Annotated in this window: 16 protein-coding genes and 1 tRNA gene; 15 read left to right on the plus strand and 2 right to left on the minus strand. The window is 42.0% G+C overall.

Features of this window, described 5'->3' with window-relative positions; translation table 11 throughout:
• The first annotated feature begins 136 nt into the window (after positions 1–136).
• From SCSH_RS05940 to addA, 9 genes are all read left to right on the plus strand, one after another.
• Positions 137–814 (plus strand): TVP38/TMEM64 family protein, encoded by a 678-nt coding sequence (locus SCSH_RS05940; protein WP_057490979.1) that lies wholly within the window; start codon positions 137–139, stop codon positions 812–814.
• Positions 815–858: 44 nt separating this feature from the next.
• Positions 859–1,149, plus strand: a complete 291-nt coding sequence (locus SCSH_RS05945; RefSeq protein WP_057490980.1) for a chorismate mutase — start codon at positions 859–861, stop codon at positions 1,147–1,149.
• Entirely contained in the window at positions 1,133–2,350 is a 1,218-nt protein-coding gene (locus SCSH_RS05950) for a chloride channel protein (RefSeq protein WP_057490981.1), read from the plus strand. Before SCSH_RS05945 ends, SCSH_RS05950 begins: the two co-directional genes overlap by 17 nt.
• 58 nt (positions 2,351–2,408) lie before the next feature.
• Positions 2,409–3,635, plus strand: coding sequence for a chloride channel protein (locus tag SCSH_RS05955; protein WP_057490982.1), 1,227 nt, complete (start codon positions 2,409–2,411; stop codon positions 3,633–3,635).
• A 209-nt stretch (positions 3,636–3,844) separates the two neighbouring features.
• A complete protein-coding gene (gene rplS / locus SCSH_RS05960; RefSeq protein WP_003087647.1) occupies positions 3,845–4,189 on the plus strand; it encodes a 50S ribosomal protein L19 in 345 nt (114 codons plus the stop codon).
• 128 nt (positions 4,190–4,317) lie between these two features.
• Positions 4,318–4,389 (plus strand) — tRNA-Arg (locus tag SCSH_RS05965).
• 389 nt (positions 4,390–4,778) lie between these two features.
• On the plus strand, positions 4,779–6,026 hold the full coding sequence (locus tag SCSH_RS05970; RefSeq protein WP_057490983.1) for an FtsW/RodA/SpoVE family cell cycle protein: 1,248 nt from the start codon (positions 4,779–4,781) through the stop codon (positions 6,024–6,026).
• Between the two features lie 279 nt (positions 6,027–6,305).
• A complete protein-coding gene (gene rexB, locus SCSH_RS05975) occupies positions 6,306–9,545 on the plus strand; it encodes an ATP-dependent nuclease subunit B (protein WP_057490984.1) in 3,240 nt (1,079 codons plus the stop codon).
• The gene (addA, locus tag SCSH_RS05980; protein WP_057490985.1) at positions 9,535–13,167 is read left to right on the plus strand and encodes a helicase-exonuclease AddAB subunit AddA; all 3,633 of its coding nucleotides are present in this window, start codon (positions 9,535–9,537) and stop codon (positions 13,165–13,167) included. The genes rexB and addA overlap by 11 nt, the downstream gene beginning before the upstream one ends.
• Positions 13,168–13,297: 130 nt before the next feature.
• On the opposite strand, the gene SCSH_RS05985 is transcribed toward addA, so the two are convergent.
• A complete protein-coding gene (locus SCSH_RS05985; RefSeq protein ID WP_057490986.1) occupies positions 13,298–14,296 on the minus strand; it encodes a LacI family DNA-binding transcriptional regulator in 999 nt (332 codons plus the stop codon).
• 270 nt (positions 14,297–14,566) lie between these two features.
• Here SCSH_RS05985 and SCSH_RS05990 point away from each other — a divergent pair, with 270 nt between their 5' ends.
• From SCSH_RS05990 to galE, 3 genes are all read left to right on the plus strand, one after another.
• Positions 14,567–15,739 carry a galactokinase gene (locus SCSH_RS05990; RefSeq protein ID WP_057490987.1) on the plus strand — a complete coding sequence of 391 codons (1,173 nt, stop codon included), beginning with the start codon at positions 14,567–14,569 and terminating at the stop codon, positions 15,737–15,739.
• 4 nt (positions 15,740–15,743) lie between these two features.
• Positions 15,744–17,219, plus strand: coding sequence for a UDP-glucose--hexose-1-phosphate uridylyltransferase (galT, locus tag SCSH_RS05995; RefSeq protein WP_057491097.1), 1,476 nt, complete (start codon positions 15,744–15,746; stop codon positions 17,217–17,219).
• 379 nt (positions 17,220–17,598) lie between these two features.
• Positions 17,599–18,594 carry a UDP-glucose 4-epimerase GalE gene (gene galE / locus SCSH_RS06000; protein ID WP_057490988.1) on the plus strand — a complete coding sequence of 332 codons (996 nt, stop codon included), beginning with the start codon at positions 17,599–17,601 and terminating at the stop codon, positions 18,592–18,594.
• 238 nt (positions 18,595–18,832) lie between these two features.
• Here galE and SCSH_RS06005 read toward each other — a convergent pair whose 3' ends face one another.
• Positions 18,833–19,654, minus strand: a complete 822-nt coding sequence (locus tag SCSH_RS06005; RefSeq protein ID WP_057490989.1) for an AraC family transcriptional regulator — start codon at positions 19,652–19,654, stop codon at positions 18,833–18,835.
• A 112-nt stretch (positions 19,655–19,766) separates the two neighbouring features.
• On the opposite strand from SCSH_RS06005, the gene SCSH_RS06010 reads away from it, so the two are divergent.
• From SCSH_RS06010 to SCSH_RS06020, 3 genes are read left to right on the plus strand one after another with little or no spacing between them, the layout of a single operon-like run.
• The gene (locus tag SCSH_RS06010; protein ID WP_057490990.1) at positions 19,767–21,929 is read left to right on the plus strand and encodes an alpha-galactosidase; all 2,163 of its coding nucleotides are present in this window, start codon (positions 19,767–19,769) and stop codon (positions 21,927–21,929) included.
• A gap of 13 nt (positions 21,930–21,942) precedes the next feature.
• A complete protein-coding gene (locus tag SCSH_RS06015) occupies positions 21,943–23,196 on the plus strand; it encodes an extracellular solute-binding protein (RefSeq protein ID WP_057490991.1) in 1,254 nt (417 codons plus the stop codon).
• A gap of 11 nt (positions 23,197–23,207) precedes the next feature.
• The gene (locus SCSH_RS06020; RefSeq protein ID WP_057490992.1) at positions 23,208–24,080 is read left to right on the plus strand and encodes a carbohydrate ABC transporter permease; all 873 of its coding nucleotides are present in this window, start codon (positions 23,208–23,210) and stop codon (positions 24,078–24,080) included.
• The last annotated feature ends 11 nt before the right edge of the window (positions 24,081–24,091 follow it).

The raw sequence follows: 24,091 nt of genomic DNA on the forward strand, positions 1-24,091 counted from the left end.
GTGCAATAGGCCTGAGGACATGGAAAGCTACTTATTTGATTGAGTTGGCAGAAGCTTGAATTTTCTGATGCTTTCTTTTATAATAGGCAAACAAATAGACGTTTTACTGGATATTTATGTTTGTCTTAGAGAAATGATGAAAAAAATACATGTAAGATATAAGCAAATCAGGCGTTTCTTTTTGCTGCTGGGGCTGATGATAATGGCTGCTTACCTTGTCTTTGTGCTCTGCCGGTATTGGAATCGCTGGCTGCTGCTTTTAAATCCTCAGTCAACCATCAAAGATTTTGAACAGCATTTGCGCTCAGAAAATATTTTAAACTTTGTTATTTTAACGTTTTTAACAAGTCTGACGTCCGCCATTCCTTTTTTGTCCAGCTCTGTTTTGTCAATTTTTAATGGTCTGGTTTTTGGACCTTGGCTGGGTATTTTGATGAATATCAGCGGTAATATGATAGGGCATTTTTTCCTTATTCAAATCATGGCTCGTGTCGATTTAACAGAAAAAGATAATCAGCTAAATGAACAGCTGGATAAACTTTCACAGCTTAAAAATCCTTATTTGGCTTTAACACTGGGGTATATGATTCCTTTTATCCCGTCGTTTTTAGTGGATTATACGGCTCTTGATACCAAGGTGCCCTGGCAGCGCTGGCTAGTCTGCTTGTTGCTGGGAGTGACGCCAACCAGTGTCCTCTATGCTTTTGGCGGCCATGCTATTATACGAGGTAATGTGAAGCAACTAGTTATCATTGCTGCCATTATCCTTGTTTGTCTTTTCATTTATAAAATTTTTGAGAAAAAGAAAGGCTAGAAGCAGGGCCTTTTTTTTGCTATAATGAAGCAAAGGAGTATATGATGGATTTACAAGATATTAGAAGGCAGATTGATGCTGTTGATAAAGAATTAGTTTCTTGTTTAGAAAAGCGAATGGATTTAGTCAGTCAGGTTGCTGCTTACAAAAAGGCAAGTGGCAAGGCGGTGCTGGATTCCAAACGTGAGGAGCTCCTGCTGCAAAGAATAGCAGAACTGACTGCCAATAATGCCTACCGTTCGGCTGTTTTAGCGACTTTTACGGATATTCTCAAGCATTCAAGAGAGTATCAGATGAAAGTATTGGGAGAGGATGCAGATGAAAGCCTTTCTTGATTTAGAGAAAAATATTCGCCTGCTGCTGGTATCGGCAGCAGCTATTCTTGTTGGCTTGCTGGTTGGTGTTGTTGACATGGTTTTTGGTGTTGTTCTAAATGCCTTGACAGTCTTTAGAGCCAGTCATTTTTTATTTCTTATTCCCTTTTTGCCTCTATCTGGTCTTTTGATTGTTTTTCTTTATGACCGTTTTGGCGGTAAGAGTATCAAGGGAATGGGGCTGGTTTTTGATGTGGCTGATAAAAAGGAAGTAGCTATTCCTAAAAGACTGGTTCCTTTAGCCATTTTTTCGACCTGGCTGACCCATCTGTTTGGCGGCAGTGCCGGCCGTGAAGGAGTGGCTGTTCAGATAGGAGCAGCTCTGTCTCATGCTTTCTCCCCTATTTTTACATTTAAGGAATCTTCAAGAAGTTTCCTAGTTATCGGAATTGCAGCTGGTTTTGCAGGACTTTTTCAAACACCTATAGCAGCCATATTATTTGCTCTTGAAGTTCTTGTGATTGGCCGATTAGAGCTAGCCGCACTTCTGCCAACTTGTTTAGCAGCTTATACGGCAAGCTATACTTCACATTTGCTGGGATTGAAAAAATTTACCCGCTTGATAGAGGTAAATATGGAACTCAATCCTCTGCTCTTTTTAAAATTTGCTCTTTTGGGCATATTGTTTGGGTTGACAGGAACTTTTTTTGCCTATTTATTAAGAAGAACCAAGCTAGCCTTGGTGTTGCGTTTTAGAAGACCTTATCAGCGCATATTGATCATAGGTTTGCTGCTCAGTGTTCTTTTGCTCGTATTAGGGACTGGACGTTATTGTGGTTTAAGCACTGATTTGATAGTAGCTAGTTTTTCAAAGAATGGTAGTGTTTACCCATTTGACTGGTTTCTCAAACTGCTTTTAACCGTTCTGACTTTGTCTGCAGGTTATCAAGGCGGTGAAGTAATGCCCATGTTTACAATCGGAGCGACTCTCGGTGCGGTACTGGCTCCTTTATTTAGCCTGCCGACAGCCTTTGTTGCTGCCCTTGGCTATGCCAGTGTCTTCGGCAGCGGAACAGGAACTTTTTTAGCTCCTATTTTCATTGGCGGTGAAATTTTTGGTTTTAACAATATTCCTTACTTTTTTATTGTGGTTTGCTTTGCTAGCATTGTTAAAAAACGGATCAGCGTTTATGGTGCTCAAAAGGTAATTCCCAAAATTTAATAGGAGGAATGTATAAGAATGAGCTGCAGGCTGTGTTTCTTATTTTTAAGGGAGTATCATGATTGAAAAGAAAATTCAGGAAGTCAAGGAACTTCCTTATTCTGTCTTGCTCTTACTAGCTTTTATGGGCATCTTTATAGGTGTTGTTGCAGGAGCAATTGCTGCTGTTTTTGGCCGTGTGCTTTTGTACCTGACTGCTGTTAGAGAGATGAATCCGTGGCCCTGGCTGCCTTTTTTAGGCTTTATCGGCTTAGCCATCGTCTATGCTTACCGAAATTTTGGCGGAAAGAGTAGCAAGGGCATGAGCCTGTTGTTTCAAGTTGGTTTTGATGAAGAAGAAATTATTCCCAAGCGTTTAGTACCCATGGTTATTGTGACCACCTGGCTGACCCATCTGTTTGGCGGTAGTGCTGGTCGTGAAGGTGTTGCAGTGCAGCTGGGAGCAACTGTTGCTCATTGGTTTAGCCGCTTTTATCATTTTCCCAATAAATCGCATATTTTTCTCCTTACTGGAATGGCCGCTGGTTTTGCAGGCCTCTTTCAGACACCGATGGCAGCGATTTTATTTGCCTTAGAAGTCTTGGTTGTTGGCAGCCTTGGGCTTAGTGCCTTGCTGCCGATGACTCTAGCCTCTTTTACTGCCAGCCTGACTTCGCACAGTCTGGGTTTGGAGAAATTTTCCCATGCGCTTTCTAAGACCTTTCCTTTGACCCCAAAACTATTTGGAATCCTGCTTGTTCTTGGTCTTTTCTTTGGTTTGGCTGGAAATTTTTTTGCTTATCTTTTGGCATGGTTCAAGCAAGTACAAGCGCGCCTATTTCCTAATCCTTACCTAAGAATTTTGTTGGTCGGATCAATACTGGCTATTCTTTTTCTCAGCCTTCATCAGGGACGTTATTCAGGTCTTGGAACTAATCTGATTGAGGCCAGTTTTTCCGGAAAGCAGATTTATGCTTACGACTGGCTGCTTAAATTACTATTGACAGTTCTGACTTTGGCAGCAGGTTTTCAAGGCGGTGAAGTAACGCCTTTATTTGCAATCGGCTCTTCCTTGGGTGTCCTTTTGGCTGGAATTTTTGGTTTGCCAATTGAACTAGCAGCAGCCCTTGGTTACATTAGTGTTTTTGGCAGTGCCACTAATACCTACCTAGCACCAATTTTTATTGGAGGAGAAGTTTTTGGCTATCAGAATCTGCCGGCTTATTTCATTGCAGTAACCTTTGCTTATATTGTCAGTCGCAGGCATTCCATCTACCCGCTTCAAAAAATCAGAGAAAGGGTCTAGCAGCCAGTAAAGCCCCAATTAACTTCAGTAGTTTGAAGATATTGAGTCATAAATATTGTCATTTGATTGCTGAGTATAGCTTTTGTAATATTTTACTTTACAGTTGCTGCAGATTTTGTTACAATATTTTTTGTGTGTAATGGACGCACAAAAACGGCTAATCCGCTGGGACAGAGCTCTTATGATTAGTAAGATAAGGAGAAGAAAAAATGAATCCATTAATTCAAAGTTTGACTGAAGGTCAGCTTCGCACTGATATTCCAAGTTTCCGTCCTGGTGACACTGTCCGCGTTCACGCTAAGGTTGTCGAAGGAAACCGCGAACGTATTCAGATTTTTGAAGGGGTTGTTATTTCCCGTAAAGGTCAAGGCATTTCAGAAATGTACACTGTTCGTAAGATTTCAAGCGGTGTCGGAGTTGAACGTACTTTCCCAATTCACACACCACGTGTTGAAAAAATCGAAGTAGTTCGCCATGGTAAAGTACGCCGTGCTAAACTTTACTACCTGCGTGCCTTGCAAGGTAAAGCTGCACGTATCAAAGAACGTCAGTAAAAATCATTTAAAAAGGTCTTCCATTAGTGAGGCCTTTTTGAATTTTCAAAATTAACAGGGCTATTCTTTATTTGCAAATAGGAGTTGCATTCCTTTTTAGTCTACGATACAATAGAAAGAGTTAATCGGTCCCCTTAGTTAAATGGATATAACATCTTCCTCCTAAGAAGCAGTTGCTGGTTCGATTCCGGCAGGGGATATTTTGAAACGTTAATTAGAATAGTTTCATTGTTTTGAAAGCCTTTAAGCGATGTTGACTGTTGAAATAAGTCGCTTTTTTTATTTTTGAGGATAAAAATTTTTCCTCTACACTAAAACAAAGCCTTTTGGACAGTAGCCAACAAGAAATCGAGCCGCAGCTAAGGGCTTTTTTAGTATATCCATTTTTAGATTTATCATCAGTAAATTAAAAGGTAATTAAAGCAAGGATAATGGTTAAGTATCAAAGAACTGACAGGCAATGCAGCGAAAAAAAGTGATTGGTTTGTTCAATGATTATTTTAATCTTTGTTAGAGGATTTTAGCTTTTAAGATACTATGAAGTCATAAAAATGATATAATATTTTCTATAATATTCTTAGGAGCAAGCATGGCAACGAAAAAAAAACCTATTGACAGTCGAGTTGATTATTCCCTTATTTTACCAGTCTTCTTTTTAGTGCTTATTGGACTTTATTCTGTTTATACGGCAACTATTCATGACTATCCCAGTAAGATTATTTTTGTGATGGGACAGCAGATGATTTGGCTGATAATGGGAGCTGCCATTAGTTTTGTTGTCATGCTTTTTAGCACAGAATTTCTCTGGAAAATCACACCGTATTTATATGGTTTAGGCCTTGTCCTGATGGTTCTGCCTTTGATTTTTTACAGTCCGGAGCTAGTGGCTTCAACTGGTGCTAAAAACTGGGTTTCCCTTGGCTCAATCACGCTCTTTCAGCCCTCTGAATTTATGAAGATTTCTTATATTCTGATTTTAGCACGTCTGACCGTCAGCTTTAAGCAGAAATATAAGAATGGGGAAAAGGATTTGCGGGAGGATGGCAAGCTATTGCTGTGGTTCGCCCTTTTGACCATGCCCATTATGGTTTTGCTGGCCTTGCAAAAGGATTTGGGAACGGCTATGGTCTTTATGGCTATTTTAGCAGGTTTGGTTCTCATTGCTGGTATTTCCTGGCAGATTATTTTGCCAGTCGCAGGAGCAGCAATCCTTATAGTTGCACTCTTCATGGTTGTCTTTTTGATTCCAGGAGGAAAAGAGTTTCTCTATCACCACATGGGCATGGACACTTATCAGATTAATCGTCTTTCTGCTTGGTTAAATCCCTTTGATTATGCCGGTAGTATTGCTTATCAGCAGACACAGGGGATGATTTCGATTGGCAGCGGCGGCTTGTTTGGTAAGGGACTTAATGTTGTTGACTTGCCTGTCCCTGTACGTGAAAGTGATATGATTTTTACAGTCATTGCTGAGAATTTTGGCTTTATCGGCGGCAGTATCGTTTTAGCCCTGTATTTGATTTTAATTTATCGCATGTTGCGCGTTACTTTTGCTTCCAATAATTTATTTTATACTTACATTTCAACTGGCTTTATCATGATGATTCTCTTTCATATTTTTGAAAATATCGGAGCAGCCGTTGGGATTTTGCCTCTGACTGGTATTCCGCTGCCCTTTATTTCTCAGGGCGGCAGTTCCCTGATTTCAAACTTAATCGGTGTCGGTCTGGTGCTTTCGATGTCTTACCAAAATAGCCTTAATCAGGAAAGGGAAATGGAAAAACACTTTAAATCCCCTAAGAAAAAAACAGGAGCTAAAAAAGCTTCTAAGGCTTAGAACAGACTTGTCAGTGCTGTCAGAACTCTTATCATGAACTTTTGTTTTACAAGTATCGTTTTTGTGAAAACGATGCTTTTTATTGTCTAGCTGCTCAATGATTGTACAAACATTTAAACAAGCCAAGTTAATGTGTTTTGAGATAATAATTATCATAAAGCAAAACAGTGACAAGAGAAGTAAAATATTAGATAATAGAACTAAGAAGCTTAGGTTCATAAGCAAGTTAAATTTAAACTTATCTTGTTAAAAATTAAAAAGTTTTACAGAGGATTATTTATGAAACTTTTATACACCGACATTCAATACGATATGACAGAGATTTTGGCTGCTGAGGCTAGGCAGGCTGCTAAAGAGGGCAAGCGTGTTTTTTATATTGCTCCTAACTCTCTGTCTTTTGAAAAGGAGCGGGCGGTTTTGGAGGCTCTGCCTGAAGAGGCCTCTTTTGCCATTACCATTACGCGTTTTGCGCAGATGGCCCGTTATTTTGTTTTAAATGAGCCCCATCAAAGAGAAGTTATCGATGACAATGGTCTGGCTATGATTTTTTACCGGGCCTTGGCTAGTTTTTCTGAGCAGGATTTGCCTGTTTTTGGCCGTTTGAAACAGGACACCAACTTTATCAGTCAATTGGTCGATTTATATAAGGAGCTCAAGGCTTCCAATATGACGGTTTTAGAACTGACAGAGCTTAATTCTCCAGAAAAGCAGGAAGATCTGATTAAGATTTTTAACGAGGCTGAGGCGATTTTAAAGGCTGGAAATTTTGACACTCAGACTAAGACAGCCTTTTTTGCCCAACAGCTTAAATCAGGCCATCTGGACAGTGAACTTAAGGATTTGCTGATTATTGTGGATGGTTTTACCCGTTTTTCTGCCGAAGAAGAAAACCTCATCAGCCTCTTGCATGAAAAAGGGGTGCCCGTTGTTATCGGTACTTACATCAGTCAAAAGGCTTACCGTTCAGCATTTTCAAATGGGAATGTTTATCAGGCCAGCCTGGATTTTATGCGCGGTCTGGCTGCTAAATTTCAAACGAAACCAGAGTATGTAACCTCCAAGCAAAAGGGACTGCAGGCTTTTGCTAATCTTTCCAGTATTTTTGAGAGTCGTCATGATTTCTCTGCTGATAGCCGAATTCTAACAGAAGAAGATAAGGAACACATTGTTATTTGGGATGCCATCAATCAAAAAGAAGAAGTAGAGCATGTCGCCAGAGCCATACGCCGGAAACTTTATCAAGGCTACCGCTACAAGGATATTTTAGTTTTGCTGGGCGATACAGACGCTTACCGCCTGCAGGTGGGTAAAATTTTTGATAAGTATGAGATTCCTTATTATTTCGGCCGGGCTGAATCCATGAGTTCTCACCCTTTGGTGCATTTTGTCGATAGTCTGGAACGGGTAAAGCGCTATAATTTTCGTGCCGAAGATGTCATGAATCTGCTTAAGTCAGGCTTATACGGCCGATTACGGCAGGAAGAACTGGATAAATTAGAATACTATATCATGTATGCGGACATCAAGGGACAAAGCAAGTTTTTTAAGGATTTTACTCTGGATAAGCAGGGACAGTTTGATCTGAAACAGATAAACCGGTGGCGAACTGAGCTCATGGCTCCCTTGCAGCAGCTGGTTAAAGCGCAAAAGCAGCTGGGAAAAAGTCTTTTGAAAAAATTGACCGGCTTTTTAGAAGCAATTCACCTGCCGGAAAATTTTGCTCTGCTGACAGCAGAAAGCGGGGAAATCGAAGAGGAACAGCACCAGCAAGTCTGGAAGACATTTACAGCTATTTTAGAGCAGTTTCAGAGTATTTTCGGCCAGGAAAAGCTGACGCTGGATGAGTTTTTATCCTTGCTTCGTGCCAGCATGCTGGCTGCTGATTACCGTATGATTCCTGCCACAGTTGATGTTGTAACGGTTAAATCTTATGATTTGGTAGAGCCGCACACCAATAAAATTGTTTTTGCCATGGGCATGACACAGTCCAACTTTCCTAAAATTGTCCAAAACAAAAGCCTGATTTCGGATGAGGAGCGTTCACGAATCAATGAAGTAACACCGGATAATCGCCGCTTTGATATTGTCAGCAGTGAAAATCTCAAAAAAAATCATTTTGCAGCCCTGTCGCTCTTTAATGCTGCGACTGAGGAATTAACTCTCAGCCTGCCGCAAATTTTAAATGAAGCAGAAGATACTACGTCATCTTATTTACTGGAATTAGCAGAAATTGGCGTGCCGGTAGTGGAAAAGGGCCGGAGCCGCCAATTGGCTGACCCGGAAGACATTGGCAACTATAAAGCGCTCCTGTCGCGCGTGATTGAACTGGAACGTGCTGCCATTGACCAGGAAATGTCTAAGGAAGAGCAGACCTTCTGGTCGGTAGCTGTGCGCTACCTGCGCAAAAAACTTAATGAGCAGGGGATTGTAATCCCTGAGATTAATGACCGCATGCAGACCAAACCGCTGACTCCTTCGGTGATAAAAGCGCGCTTTCCGGCAGATGAGCCCTTAAATCTGTCATCGTCCGCCCTAACTGCTTTTTACAACAATCAGTATCTTTATTTCCTGCAGTACGTGCTTGGCTTGCAGGAACTGGAGACCATTCACCCCGATGACAGAAATCACGGAAGCTACCTGCACCGGATTTTTGAATTGGTGATGCAGGATACGGCAGCTTCTGATTTTGATGGCCGCTTAAATCAGGCAATAGCCAAGGCCAATCAGGAAAACAGCTTTAAAATGCTTTATGAAGAAGATGAGGAAAGCCGCTATTCTTTAGATGTTTTAGAAGATATTGCCAGAAGCACAGCCAGCATTTTGCGTGATGATGACCACATTCAAGTGGAAAGCGAAGAAGAAGCTTTTGAGCTCATGCTGGGAAATGCAGTGAAAATCCGCGGTTTTATTGACCGCATTGATCGTCTGTCCGACGGCAGTCTGGGGATTGTTGATTACAAATCAAGCAGAAATACCTTTGATATCCAGAAATTTTACAATGGCCTCAGTCCGCAGCTGCTGACCTATATGGAGGCAGTCAAAAATAAAGAAGCTGTGCCTAGCGGCCAGAAGATCTTTGGCGCCATGTATCTGCACATGCAAGAGCCAAAATTAGATTTAAGCAAGGTCAAATCCCTAGATAAGATTCCTGAGGCAGTCCATAAGGAGTTGACTTACAGAGGGCTTTTCTTAGATGAGGAAAAAGCTTATCTAGCTGATGGCAAATATCATTTGAACGACTCGGTCTACAGTCAGGAAGAAATTAATCTTTTGCTGGCTTATAACCGCAGGCTGTACCAAAAAGCCGCCCAGCAAATTCGAAGCGGCCATTTCCTGATTAATCCTTATACTGAGGACGGCAAATCGGTGCAGGGAGAGCAGCTTAAAGCGATCACAGGTTTTGAAGCTGACCGCCACATGCCTTATGCGCGCAAGCTCTATCAGCTGCCGCGCAAAGAAAAACGCCAGGGCTTCCTGCAGCTGATGCAGGGAAAAGAGGAGGAAAACAATGACCTTTAAAAACTTTTTAACTGCTCAAGAGATCGCCTCCCTGCAGCTTGAAGAGGCCGGATCTGACAAGCAGCAAAAACGCACTCCTGAACAAATTGAAGCGATCTACAGTTACGGCAATAATATTTTGGTCTCTGCCTCGGCAGGTTCTGGAAAGACTTTTGTCATGATTGAGCGTATTATGGATAAGCTCTTGCGCGGTGTCAAAATTGATCAGCTTTTTATCTCAACGTTCACTGTCAAGGCGGCAGGAGAGCTAAAAGAGCGCTTGGAAAAAAAGCTGATTGAACAGCTGCAAACAAAAGACGAACCCGAACTCAAACAGTTCTTGGCTGAACAGCTGGCCGGTGTTCAGACGGCTGATATTGGCACGATGGACGCCTTCACGCAAAAATTGGTCAACCAATACGGCTATACGCTGGGGATTTCGCCCAGCTTTCGGATTATGCAGGATAAGAGTGAGCAGGACATTCTAAAAAATGATGTTTTTGCAGATCTTTTTGCGGATTATATGCGCTCTGAGAACAGGCCGGTGTTTATCAAGCTGGTCAAGAATTTTGCCGGCAGCCGTAAGGATTCAGATCCTTTTAAGCAATTGGTTTATAAGATTTATGATTTCAGCCAGGCGACAGACAATCCTAAAAGCTGGCTGACAGACAGTTTTTTAAAGGGAGCTGAGACCTACACAGATTTTTCAGCCATTCCAGACCAGGAAGTTGCAGCATTTTTGGCAAGCATGGAGGATACGGCCAAGGCTTTGCGTGATGTAACCGATTTGGAAGACTACAAGCAGGTCACTGGCAAGGGTGCTCCGACAGCCAACTATAAAAAGCACCTCAATATGATTGACAAGCTGCAAGACTGGGCTTGGCATTTTGAAACGCTCTACGGGCGTGATGGTCTTGGAAAACTGGCCAATGACCTTGCCCAACTCCTTCCGTCCGGAGACAGTGTCACGGTTGCTAAGGTCAAATACCCTGTTTTCAAACCCCTGCAGAGCCGCTTGGCTGACTTGAAGCATTTAGAGACGATCTTTGCCTACCAAGCTGAAAGCCTGCCCTTGCTTAGGATTTTGCAGCAGTTTGTCATCGATTTTTCTGACCAATACCTGCAGGCAAAAATGCAGGAGAATGCTTTTGAGTTCTCGGACATTGCGCATTTTGCTATTGATATTTTAGAAAAAAATCCCTCTATCAGACAGCTCTATCAAGACAGGTACCATGAAGTCATGGTCGATGAGTATCAGGACAACAACCATACACAAGAACGCATGCTGGAACTTTTGTCTAATGGGCACAATCGCTTTATGGTAGGAGATATCAAGCAGTCTATTTACCGCTTCCGTCAGGCAGACCCGCAGATTTTTAATGCGAAATTTAAGGATTTTCAAGAACATCCTGAACATGGCAAGCTGATTTTGCTCAAGGAAAATTTCCGCAGCCAGTCAGAAGTTTTAGCAACAGCAAACAGTGTTTTTCGTCACCTGATGGATGAAACTGTCGGCGAGATTGTCTATGATGACAGCCACGAGCTGCTGGCAGGAAGCGACCGTCAAAAAGAAGTGCATCCCGAAAATGAAACTCAGGTATTACTGTATGATACAGATGAAAATGATGACTCTCTGCCTGATGATGACAGCGGGCAAATCAGCCCTGCTGAGGTTAAATTAGTGGCCAAAGAAATTATTCGTCTCCATAATGAAGAAAAGGTTCCTTTTGAAGAGATTACCCTGCTAGTAGCTTCAAGAACCCGCAATGACGGCATAATACAGACCTTTGAGCAATATGGGATTCCTTTGGTAACAGACGGCGGTGAGCAAAATTATCTCAAGTCAGTTGAGGTTATGGTTATGCTGGATACCTTACGTTCGATTGACAATCCGCTCAATGACTATGCCCTGACGGCGCTTTTGCGCTCGCCCATGTTTGCTTTTGACGAAGATGAGCTGACGCGCTTAGCGCTGCAAAAGACCATAAACAGCCAGAAGGAAAATCTCTATGAAAAACTGCAGAACGCTAAGAATAAGCTAGGACAGCATCCAGAGCTCATCACAAGAGATTTAGCTGCCAAGCTGAAGGACTTCTTATATGTTTTTAACAGCTGGCGCCGCTTTGCCAAACTGCACTCGCTCTATGATTTGATTTGGAAAATTTATAATGAAAGGTTTTACTATGATTATGTAGGACGTCTGCCGAGAGCAGAGCAGCGGCAGGCCAATCTCTATGCGCTGGCTCTGCGTGCCAATAATTTCGAGCGGACCGGATTTAAGGGACTGTCACGTTTCATTGGGATGATTGACCGTATTTTAGAAAGTCAGAATGATTTAGCTGATGTTGAGGTTGCTCTCCCTAAAAACGCTGTTACGCTCATGACTATCCATAAGAGTAAGGGCTTAGAGTTCAAGTATGTCTTTATTCTTAATATTGACAAGAAATTCAGCATTCAGGATATGACCTCACCGCTCATCTTATCGCGTCAAAATGGTGTAGGAATCAAGTATCTGGCTGATATGAAAGAGGAGCTGCAGGAAAAACTGCTGCCGGCTGTCAAAGTTAATATGGCAACTCTGCCCTATCAGCTCAACAAACGTGAATTGCGCTTAGCGACCTTATCAGAACAGATGCGGCTGCTTTATGTCGCTATGACACGAGCTGAAAAAAGACTGTATCTGGTCGGAAAGGGAAGCGCGGAAAAGCTGGCGGACAAGTACAGCGGAAAATCTGAAAACAATCATCTGCCGGCCGCGGAGCGCGAAAGCTATCTAACCTTTCAAGACTGGCTTTTGGCCATTCAGCAAGCCTACAGCAGTGAAAATCTGCATTTTAAAACTATTTTTGTGACCGATGACGACCTGACCGAAGAAAAAATAGGAAAGGTCAGACGAGAGCATCTCTATAATCCTGATGATCTCAAGGATAACCGTCAGTCAGAAGATATTGCGCGTGCTTTGGATATGCTGGAGGCTGTTGAGAAGCTTAACCAAAATTATCAGCCAGCCATCACTTTGCCGACTGTCCGCACACCCAGTCAGGTCAAGAAATTCTATGAACCTGTCATGGATACTGAGGGTGTTGAGATTATGGAAAAGGCTTTTGCGGCTAAGCCGAAATTTAAACTTCCTGATTTTTCTGGGAAAAAGGCTCCTGAACCTTCAGCTGTTGGCTCCAGTCTGCACGAATTGATGCAGCGCCTGCACCTGAGTGAAGAAGTCAGCATGGCTGACATTTTGCAGGCCTTAGAAGAACTGCCGGTAGAAGCTGAAGTTAAAAAAGCTATCCAGACGGACAAAATCCTAGCTTTCTTTCAGACGACAGATTTAGGAAAGCTGATTCAGAAAAATGTTGATAAAGTTCGCCGTGAAGCACCTTTTGCCATGCTGAAAAAAGATCCGGAAAGCGGAGAAAACTTCGTTGTCCGCGGTATTATTGACGGCTATATTCTTTTGGACGATCGCATCATTCTCTTTGACTATAAAACCGATAAATTTACCAACAGTCAGGAGATTAAGCAGCGCTACCAAGGTCAGATGGCACTGTATGCTCAGGCCTTGAGCAAATCCTATGCTATTTCGGCCGTTGAAAAATATTTGATCCTGCTGGGCGGCGAGCAGCTGGAAGTTGTATCAGTGTGATAAAGCGTTTGGGCAATGAGAGAGTCTTGCAAACCAGTTTTTGCTTTACACTTACTTTTTCATAAAAACAGTTCCTTATGGTTTTGTTGCCAATAAGGAACTGTTTTTTTTAACGGTAAAAGAGCAGCCATTACAAACTGCTGTCTCTTAGAGTGAGATGGGTTGCTAATCTTGTCATAGTTGGAACAGTATTAGGATTTAAAAGCTGACGGTTGAGAACATCAACAGCTATGCGCCCCATTTCCTGAGTATAGACAGTGATACTGCTGAGTGTAGGAAAGACTTGTCTGGTCAAGGAGGTGTCATTAAAAGAGATTATGCTGACGCGCTGAGGGACAGCAATGGCAGCCTCCTGCAGGGCACGCAGAGCACCTATAGCCAGAGTATCATTGGCAACAAAGAAGGCCTGTGGCAAATCATTGCCCAAATCATGGATAGCCTTGCTCATTAATTCATAGCCTGACTGGCTTGAGAATTCTCCGATGTAAACGTAGTGGCTTTTATAGATACCCTTTTCATGGGCATAGTTTTTAAAAGTGCGAAAGCGCTGGTCAATGAGGCTTTCTTTGCCATCGGCTGTCTTTTCCTCGCCAGCAATCATTCCAATCTTAGATAATCCTTTTTGCAAGAAATGATCTATAACTTTAATAACAGAATGATCAAAATCAGTCGTAACACATGGATGTCCTGCTGTCAGCGTATCGCTGTCCACAAATACCAGCTTATCGGTATAGCTTTCCAGCTTTGCAATTTGTTGGCTGCTGAATTTGCCAATGGCAATGATACCGACAACATTTTCGGATAGGGTTAAAATATCATTGTTAAAAAACCGCAAAATTTCATAGTCCAGCTCTTGAGCCCGCTTTTCAAGACCGATACGGATAGTGTAGTAGTAGAGGTCATTGAGTTCTTCGTGTTCACTGTACCACTGAACAACAGCAATTTTTTGTCGGGCTTTTGTAAAGTTACCGCTCTTTTGATGCTTGGTATAGCCGAGTTCATCAGCGATACTGAGAATGCGGTGTCTAGTTTCTTCGCTGACTGACAGTGTCTCATCACGGTTAAGTACCCGAGAAACTGCAGCGGGAGAAACTCTTGCTAATTTTGCAATATCTTTTAAAGTAGCCATAAAAATGAGTGGGAAGAACCTAAAAAATAGATGACATTGGAGAGCTAGAGCAGTATTTAGAAAACGTCTAAGCTTTTTTAGACTAGTCGTCTGATGAAGCACGCTGCGTCTGCCATTTTAAGTTTTTAGGTCTGTCTTTTTCTCCTTTCTTGAGATGTTAGTAAATTTAGTATAGCATAATTCTATTTTTTAGTAAATTTTTAGTAAATTTATTGACGAAGACCTATATTGGATTTACAATAGAAGTAACAAAAGATTTTGGAGGGTCATATGGACACAAAAGAACTTGAAGAGGCCTTTGCTGCAATATTTGGCAAAGAGGCTGATGTTACGGTCTTTTCACCCGGCCGCATCAACTTGATCGGTGAGCACACGGACTATAATGGTGGTCATGTTTTTCCGGCAGCCATTAGCTTGGGAACCTATGGTGCTGCTCGCAGACGTGATGATAAGAAATTACGTTTTTTCTCAGCTAATTTTAAAGACCTAGGGATTATCGAGCTTGATCTTGATAATCTTATCTTTGACAAGGCAGATGACTGGACCAATTATCCAAAAGGCGTTATCAAATTCTTGCAGGAAGCCGGCCATACGATCGATAAGGGATTTGAACTTTACGTTCGTGGCAATATTCCCAATGGTTCTGGGCTGTCTTCATCAGCTTCGCTGGAGCTTTTAGTCGGTGTTGTAGCAGAAGAACTCTTTAAGCTCAAATTGGATCGCTTAGATTTGGTAAAAATTGGTAAACAAACAGAAAATGACTTTATCGGTGTCAATTCAGGTATTATGGATCAATTTGCTATCGGTATGGGTGCTGATCAAGGTGCTATTTATCTTGACACCAATACTTTGGAATATGAGCTTGTTCCGCTTAATCTTAGCGACAATGTTATTGTCATTATGAACACCAACAAACGCCGTGAATTGGCTGATTCTAAGTACAATGAACGCCGTGCAGAATGTGAAAAAGCCCTTGAAGAATTGAATGCCTTGCTAAATATTAAAACCCTGGGTGAGCTTGATGAGGCGACCTTTGACGAATATGATTACCTCATCAAAGATGGTAATCGCATCAAGCGGGCACACCACGCCGTTTCTGAAAACCAACGGACTTTGAAAGCCAAGGCTGCTCTTGCAGTAGGTGATTTGGAAAAATTTGGTCGTTTGGTTAATGCCTCACATGTCTCACTGGAGCATGATTATGAAGTAACTGGTATTGAACTCGATACACTAGTCCACACTGCCTGGGAACAAGAAGGTGTTCTCGGAGCTCGTATGACAGGAGCAGGCTTTGGTGGTTGCGCTATTGCTATTGTGGCCAAAGATAAGGTTGAAGCTTTCAAGGAAAATGTGGGACATGTTTATACCGAGACTATCGGCTATGCGCCAGACTTTTACATTGCGGAAATCGCTGGTGGTTCACATGTCCTCTCAAGGAAATAAGATTATGACCGCATTACTAGATACTTTTGTTAGCAAAATCATCGAAAACAGTAGCTACACAGAATTAGATGACATTTATCTCAGAAACCGTATCCTTGCTCTTGTGGGGGAAGATAATGCTCAGCAGGAAACCAGTCAAACGGAACTCATCGCCCTCAAGGATGAACTGCTTGAGCTGGCAGTAGCAAATGGTAAGTTGGGCGAATTAGCAGAAGAAAAGGATTGCTTGGGTGCAGAATTGATGAATTTTATTACCCCAATACCAAGCCAAGTCAACAAGGAATTCTGGGATACTTATGCAAAATCTCCTCAAAAGGCTATTTCAGATTTCTATAATCTTAGCAAGCGTAATGATTACATCAAAGTGGCTGCCATTGCTAAAAATATTGCCTTTTCAACGCCTTCAGACTATGGAAATATTGATATCACCATCAATCTGTCAAAACCTGAAAAAGACCCCAAGGCTATTGCAGCAGCCAGGTCAGCTAAAAGTTCCAGCTACCCTAAATGCCAGCTCTGTCTGGAAAATGAGGGCTATCAAGGCCGTATCAATCACCCGGCGCGTGCTAACCACCGTATTATTCGCCTGAATTTGGGTGATGAGAAGTGGGGCTTCCAGTATTCACCTTATGCCTACTTCAATGAACACTGTATTTTCCTTAACACTGAGCATGTGCCCATGGTTATCAGTCAAGACACATTTAGACAGCTCCTTGATATTGTGGACATTTTCCCCGGTTATTTCGCAGGTTCCAATTCTGATTTGCCAATTGTTGGTGGTTCCATTTTGACACACAACCATTATCAGGGCGGTCGTCAGATTTTCCCTATGGAAATAGCAGAGCTGGACAGGGAATTTCATTTCAAAGGTTTCCCAGATGTGACAGCGGGCATTGTTAAGTGGCCCATGTCAGTCATCAGACTGCGTGGAGCAGCCAAGCCTCGCTTGGTTGAATTGGCTGAAATCATTCGTCTAGCTTGGCGCAGCTACTCTGATGTCAGTGTTGGTATTGTGGCCTTTACTGGTGACACGCCGCATCACACGGTTACACCGATTGCCCGCAGGCGAGATGGCCTTTTTGAACTTGATCTTGTTTTACGTGACAATCACACAAGCGAGAAGTACCCTGACGGGGTTTACCATCCCCACGCTGATGTGCAGCATATCAAGAAAGAAAATATCGGACTGATTGAGGTTATGGGCTTGGCTATTTTACCACCAAGATTAAAGGACGAATTAGAAGAAGTTGAAAAATACCTCCTAAACCAGTATAATGAAATGGCAGACTATCACAGGGACTGGGCAGATGCCATTAAGGCAAAATATCCAGATGTGAGTGCAGAAACTGTTTCAGAAATTGTTAGACAAGCTGTCGGTCAAACCTTTGTCCGTGTTTTGGAAGACGCAGGTGTCTACAAACGCGATGCCAAGGGGCAAGCAGCCTTTATGCGCTTTGTAGAAAGTGTTGGCATCGAGTAAAAAATGGGGTTACGAGTTTACCTCACTTGAACTCGGCTGCCTTTTTATTGACCTTAGTATAAAAAGAAAAGAAAAAGTTTAATTCTGATACCCTATTATCGGAATTGAACCCGCCTAACGCCTGTGCAAAAAGATAAACCTTCCTAGATGTAAATATCTAGGCCAGATTTCTTATTTTTGCTTTGTGTTTTGGTTCTTTCTAAAATTGGTTTGCACAAGAGGTAAAAATTTAAAGAAAGGATAGGGTTGACTGCGGGTTCATTGCATTTGAACTCAGTCGGAAAGCCGTGTCAAAAAGATGTCTTGGCTAGAAAATCAGGATTTTCTGCCAAGCCCTTATTTTGACTTTGCTTTCTATCGACCTTAGTATCGTGATGTTATGGCTATTTTAGTTTTGGGTGGGGCTGGTTATATTGGTTCTCACATGGTTGATCGCCTTATTGAAAAAGGTGAGGAAGAGGTCGTTGTCGTTGATAATTTGGTGACTGGGCACCGCGCAGCGGTACACCCAGATGCAAAATTCTATCAAGGCGATTTGGCGGATCAGGATTTTATGCGCAAGGTTTTTGCTGAAAATCCTGATGTGGATGCGGTGATTCACTTTGCAGCCTATTCTCTCGTTGCAGAGTCCATGGAAAAACCGCTCAAATATTTTGACAACAACACTGCTGGCATGATTAAGCTTTTGGAAGTCATGAATGAATTTGATGTTAAGTACATTGTCTTTTCATCAACAGCAGCGACCTATGGTATTCCTGATGAACTTCCTATCAAAGAAACTACACCGCAGCATCCTATCAATCCTTATGGTGAAAGTAAACTCATGATGGAGACCATTATGAAATGGTCCGACCAAGCCTACGGTATTAAATTTGTGCCGCTTCGTTATTTCAATGTAGCAGGTGCCAAACCAGACGGTTCTATCGGTGAAGACCACGCTCCTGAGACGCATTTGCTGCCAATCATCTTGCAGGTTGCCCAAGGTGTGCGTGAGAAAATCATGATTTTTGGTGATGACTACAAGACACCAGATGGTACTAATGTCCGCGACTATGTGCACCCATTTGATTTGGCGGATGCCCACCTACTGGCTGTTAACTACCTGCGTGAGGGTAATCCATCAACGGCCTTCAATCTCGGTTCATCAACAGGATTTTCAAATCTGCAAATCCTTGAAGCCGCTCGTAAGGTGACTGGCAAAGAAATTCCAGCCGAAAAAGCTGACCGCCGCCCTGGTGACCCAGATATACTGGTAGCCAGCTCAGAAAAAGCGCGTGAAATACTTGGATGGGAACCGCAGTTTGATGACATTGAAAAAATCATCGCCTCAGCTTGGGCTTGGCATTCAAGCCATCCGAGAGGTTATGATGATTAGGAAGAACAGCGGTTTTCAATAATAAAAAGAGTAAGACTGACCTTATGTTGACTCTTAAAAGCTAGATTTTTTCCAGCTTAAAGAGTGAGGCTCATTTGTCTTACTCTTTTTTTGTTGCAGATTTGCAATAGACACTGACATAAACCAAGCCTATTCTTAAGTTAGATAAAAACATCAGCTTAAGAAATAGGCTTGGTTTTCATATGGGACAAAACTAATTTTTGGCTTTGATTCGAAATTACATGTGTTCTTTACGGTATTGGCTGGGACTTGTTTGGAAATATTTCTTGAAGGCTTTGCTGAAAGCAAGCGGATCAGAAAAGCCGACAGAATGTGATATTTCGCTAATGTTTAGCTCAGGATTTTGCAGCAGTTTGGAACTTTTTTCCATTCTGATTTGAAGGATATAATCTTTTATTGAGCAGCCAGTCTCTTCCTTGAAAATCTTGTACAGGTAACTGCGGTTCAAATTCATTTTTTCGGCAATTTTAGCTACTCGCAAGGGCTTATCGTACTGACTGTGAATTATTTTCAAAACCTGGCGGATATAATGTTCGGTTTGCTGGCTGCTGTTAGGATTAGGAAATGCGGTAATGAGGTAGGCTAGCAGCTGATAAAAATCACTGATAAGCTGTAGTTCACCAGCGGTATTTAAGGGCTGAGTGTTCGAATCAATCAGCCGCAGCAGCTGTTTCAAAATGGGAGAATGAATAGAAGAGTGGCAGTAAAAATGATTGAAGAGACTTGTTTGACGCAGGATACTTTCTGTATGTGAACCGCTGAATCCTACCCAGAGGTAGGTCCAAGGATCGTCGTAATCAGCCTGATAAAAAGTGAGCTTATCTTTGGGAAGTAAAAAAATATCGCCGGTCTTTAGAAGAACGGTTTTTCCATCAACTGTAAAACGTCCGCAGCCGCTGATGATAAAGTGTAAGACATAATTATGACGAACACTGGGGCCGAAAGAGTACCCGCTATCACAAGCTTCAGCACCATAGTGATCCACATTGAGGTCAAAATGGCTGCTGCTAAATTCACTGTAGGCATTTAGAACATTCATACTTTTACTCACTTTCTATTAAACAACATTATACCATATAAAGGAAACAAAGAACTATTTTTTAAAGCGTTTTCAAGTATTATAATAATATCATGAAAGGGGAAAACGTTTAATGGGTATTAAAATTGAAGACAATCTTTTTTACATACAAACAAAAAATTCCTCAATGATTATTGAGAGAAGAAATGATGATTTGCTGCTGAAACATTTGGGTAAAAAAATTTCGCAGTATCATTTTTCCAATACACTGTCTGAAAAAGATCATGCTTTTTCCGGCAATCCTAGCCCTGATGTTAGAACCTACAGCTATGATACTCAGCGGCAGATAGTAGGGCTCCATGGATTTGGAGATTTTAGACGGCCTTCTTTTATTATTCAGCATGATAACAATGAGCTGACCCAGTTTAAATTTAAAAAAGCTAGAGTTATCGATGGGATAAGAGAGGCTAAAGGCTTGCCTAACCCTTATTCTAAAGCAGACTCTGAGACTTTGGAACTTACCCTAGAAGACAGCCTAGCACAGATTGAACTGAAGCTCTACTATACAGCCTATTCAGATAATGCTACCATTTCAGCTTTTGCCCGTCTGGTAAATCATTCTAAAGAAAGTATTGTTGTGCATCGTGCTCTTTCAGCTATGTTTGATTTTCCGGCTGACAGTTATGATCTTATCAGTCTTCAAGGAGCTTATGCACGTGAGAAAACCGTTCGTCGGCAACAGGTAGAACAAGGAACTTTTTGTCTTGCTTCCAACCGCGGTGCATCCGGGCATGCTCAGACACCAGCTCTTGTCCTCTGTCAGCATGAAACTAATGAATATTATGGCGAAGCTTTGGCTCTACAGCTGATGTACAGTGGCAATTTTCAGGCTTTTGTTCAAAAAAATCAATTGAATGAGGTGCGGCTGGGTATCGGGCTGAATGATGATAATTTTGCTTGGGAATTAAAATCTAATGACCATTTTGATACACCAGTTGCACTAATTACCTATAGTGATAAGGGGCTGACAGCTCTGACCCAGGAAAGCCAGCATTTTGTGACGCAGCATATTATTCCTTCTAATTTTGCACAGCAGGAGCGTCCAATTCTAATCAATAATTGGGAAGCAACCTATTTTGACTTTAAGAAGGACCAGCTGCTTGAATTGGCAGATGAAGCCAGCCAATTGGGTATGGAGCTGTTTGTCCTAGATGATGGTTGGTTTGGTCAGCGCTTTGATGATAATCGATCTCTGGGAGATTGGTCTGTCAATGAAGAAAAATTAGGCGGCAGTTTGTCACAGCTGATTAAAGCCATTCATGAGAAAGGTTTAAAATTTGGCCTTTGGGTGGAACCGGAAATGGTCTCAGAGGACAGTGACCTTTATAAGGCCCATCCGGATTGGATTATTCAGGCTGAAGGGCGAGGGCATACCTATTCGCGCAATCAGCTGGTACTTAACTATGCCAATCCTCAGGTAGTAGCTCATATGAAGCATGTCTTTGATGAGCTCTTGACTGACAATGCCATTGATTATATTAAATGGGACTACAATCGCAACATAACGAATATCGGTAATGGCTCAACCTATCTGGAAACCCAGATGCAGTCTCACGCCTATATGCTGGGGCTTTATGAACTTGTTAGTTTTTTGACCCAAAGACATCCTCATGTTTTATTTGAGAGCTGTTCGGGCGGCGGCGGCCGTAATGATTTGGGCATGATGCGCTACTTTCCGCAGGTATGGGCTAGTGACAATACGGACGCCATTGCTCGTTTGTCCATTCAATATGGTTCGTCTTATCTCCATCCAACGATTTCTGTTGGAGCGCACGTCTCTGCTGCTCCAAATCACCAGATGGGGCGGCTAACTCCGCTTGCAACACGCGGTCATGTTGCTATGATGGGAAATCTTGGCTATGAATTGGATCTAACAACCTTATCTGCAAATGAAAAAGGAGAGATTGCTCAGCAGGTTAAAACCTATAAGCAGATTCGGCCCATTGTCCAATTTGGCAAGCAATATCGGCTCTTAAATCCAAATGAACACTCTAATGAAGCAGCTGTCCAATTCAATCACGAAAAAGGGATAGTAGTCACTTACGTGCGGATTTTGTCAACCATTGAAAGCATTGAAACAACATTGAAACTAAAAGGTTTGGAGCCAGATGCTTTTTATGAACTTGTCGGTGAAGGCAAGATTTATTCGGGAGCAGAGCTCATGTATGCGGGTCTGACCATGACCTTGCCACAAGGAGATTATCTCAGCCAGCAACTTTACCTAATCAAAAAATAAAGGAGGTTATTTGATGAAATGGTATAAAAAAGTCACTTTACTTGCTGTGCTTGTAGTTACAAGCCTAGCCTTAGCAGCTTGTCAGAGCAGCAGTTCCAAAGGCAGCAAGGTAACGCTTGAGTACTTCAATCAAAAAAAGGAAATGTCGGGTGTCTTAAAAGAGATTGCCAAAGATTTTGAAAAAGAAAATCCTGATATTCACGTTAAAGTGGTTGATGTTCCAAGTCCTGGAGAAGTTTTAAAATCGCGCATGCTGTCGGGCGATATTCCTGATGTTATCAATATTTATCCGCAAAACGTCGACTTTCAGGAGTGGGCCAAGGCCGGTTATTTTGAAGACATGACAAACAAAGCCTATGTCAAAAACATCAAAAATAATTATGCCAGAAAGTATGCCATTAAAAAGAAAATTTACAATGTTCCTTTGTCAGCCAACGCTTACGGCTTTTTCTACAATAAAACAGCCTTTGATAAATTAGGGCTCAAAGTTCCCCAAACTTGGGATGAATTTGAAAAATTGGTTGATACGATTATTCAAAAGAAAGAAACGCCGTTTGCCATTGCTGGCTCTGAGAGCTGGACGCTTAACGGTTACAATCAGCTAGCCTTTGCCACTGTTGCAGGAAGCGGCAAAGCCGTTAATAATTATTTACGTTTTTCAAAACCTGGTTCCATCAAAACTAGCGATGCCATCTTAAAAGGAGATTTAAGACGTCTTAATCTGCTGCGTAAAAAGAAGGCCTTGCAAGCTAACTGGCAAGGAGCCAGTTACAATGATGCCTTGGTAAGTTTTGCAAAGGGTGATGCCCTGATAACGCCTAATGGTTCTTGGGCACTGCCTATTATTAAACAGCAGGAGCCAAACTTTAAGGTTGCCACCTTTGCCTTTCCAGGAAAGAAAAAAGGGGAAGAACTGACAGTAGGTGCCGGAGATCTAGCCTTATCGATTTCTTCTAAAACCAAGCATAAAACTGAAGCTAATAAATTTGTAGCTTATATGACAAGTGCCAAAGCGATGCAAAAATACTACAACGCTGACGGCTCGCCTGTCGCAGTTAAAGGGGTTAAAGAAAAGACAAATTCAGAATTAGCTGGGCTCAGCCGTTTGGCCTTCACAGACAAGCATATGGTCTGGCTGGCACAAGATTGGACCAGTGAAAATGATTTCTTTACCCTGACGACCAATTACCTTATGACAGGAAACAAAAAGGATTATGCAGATGATTTGAACGCTTTCTTTAATCCTATGAAAGCAGATGTAGATTAAGGGAGGAAAAGATGAAACTTAGAAAAGTTTTTAATAAATACTGGGGCTGGACATTCTTGATTATTCCTATGATTTTGCAGGCTGTTTTCTTCTATTTTCCCATGGCGCAGGGAGCTTTTTACAGCCTGACAGATTGGACAGGATTGACCTATAATTTTCACTTTGTCGGTTTGAACAACTATAAGATTTTGGCAACAGACGGCAAATTCTTATCAGCTATTGGCTTCACCCTTATTTTGACACTGTGCTTGATTATTGGTGAAATCGGCATCGGTCTCTGGGTAGCAAGGGCTCTTAACTCTAAAATTAAGGGCAGAACCTTTTTTAGAGCTTGGTTCTTTTTCCCAGCAGTTCTGTCGGGTCTGACGGTATCTTTGATTTTCAAACAAGTTTTTAACTACGGTCTGCCTGCTATTGGCAATGCGCTTAATATTGATTTTTTAAAGGTCAGTTTATTAGGAACCAGTGCAGGAGCAGTTTTCTCGGTTATCTTTGTCCTCTTGTGGCAGGGAGTTGCCATGCCTATTATCATCTTTCTTTCAGGTTTGCAAAGTATTCCCACAGAGATTATTGAAGCTGCTGAAATTGACGGAGCTTCCAGCAGACAGATTTTTTGGAGGGTTGAACTGCCTTATTTGCTTCCAAGTATCTCCATGGTATTTATCTTAGCATTAAAGGCCGGTCTAACAGCCTTTGATCAGATTTTTGCACTGACCAGCGGTGGTCCTAATGATGCGACAACTTCACTGGGACTTTTGGTTTACAATTATGCTTTTAAGAACAATCAATATGGCTATGCCAATGCCATTGCTCTGGTCTTGTTTGTGATTATTGGCCTTATCTCTGTTTTACAGATTAAGCTTTCCAGAAGATTCGAAATCTAGCAGGAGGTTTT

This window comes from Streptococcus orisasini (genome assembly GCF_001431045.1).
GTDB classification, from domain to species: Bacteria; Bacillota; Bacilli; order Lactobacillales; family Streptococcaceae; genus Streptococcus; species Streptococcus orisasini.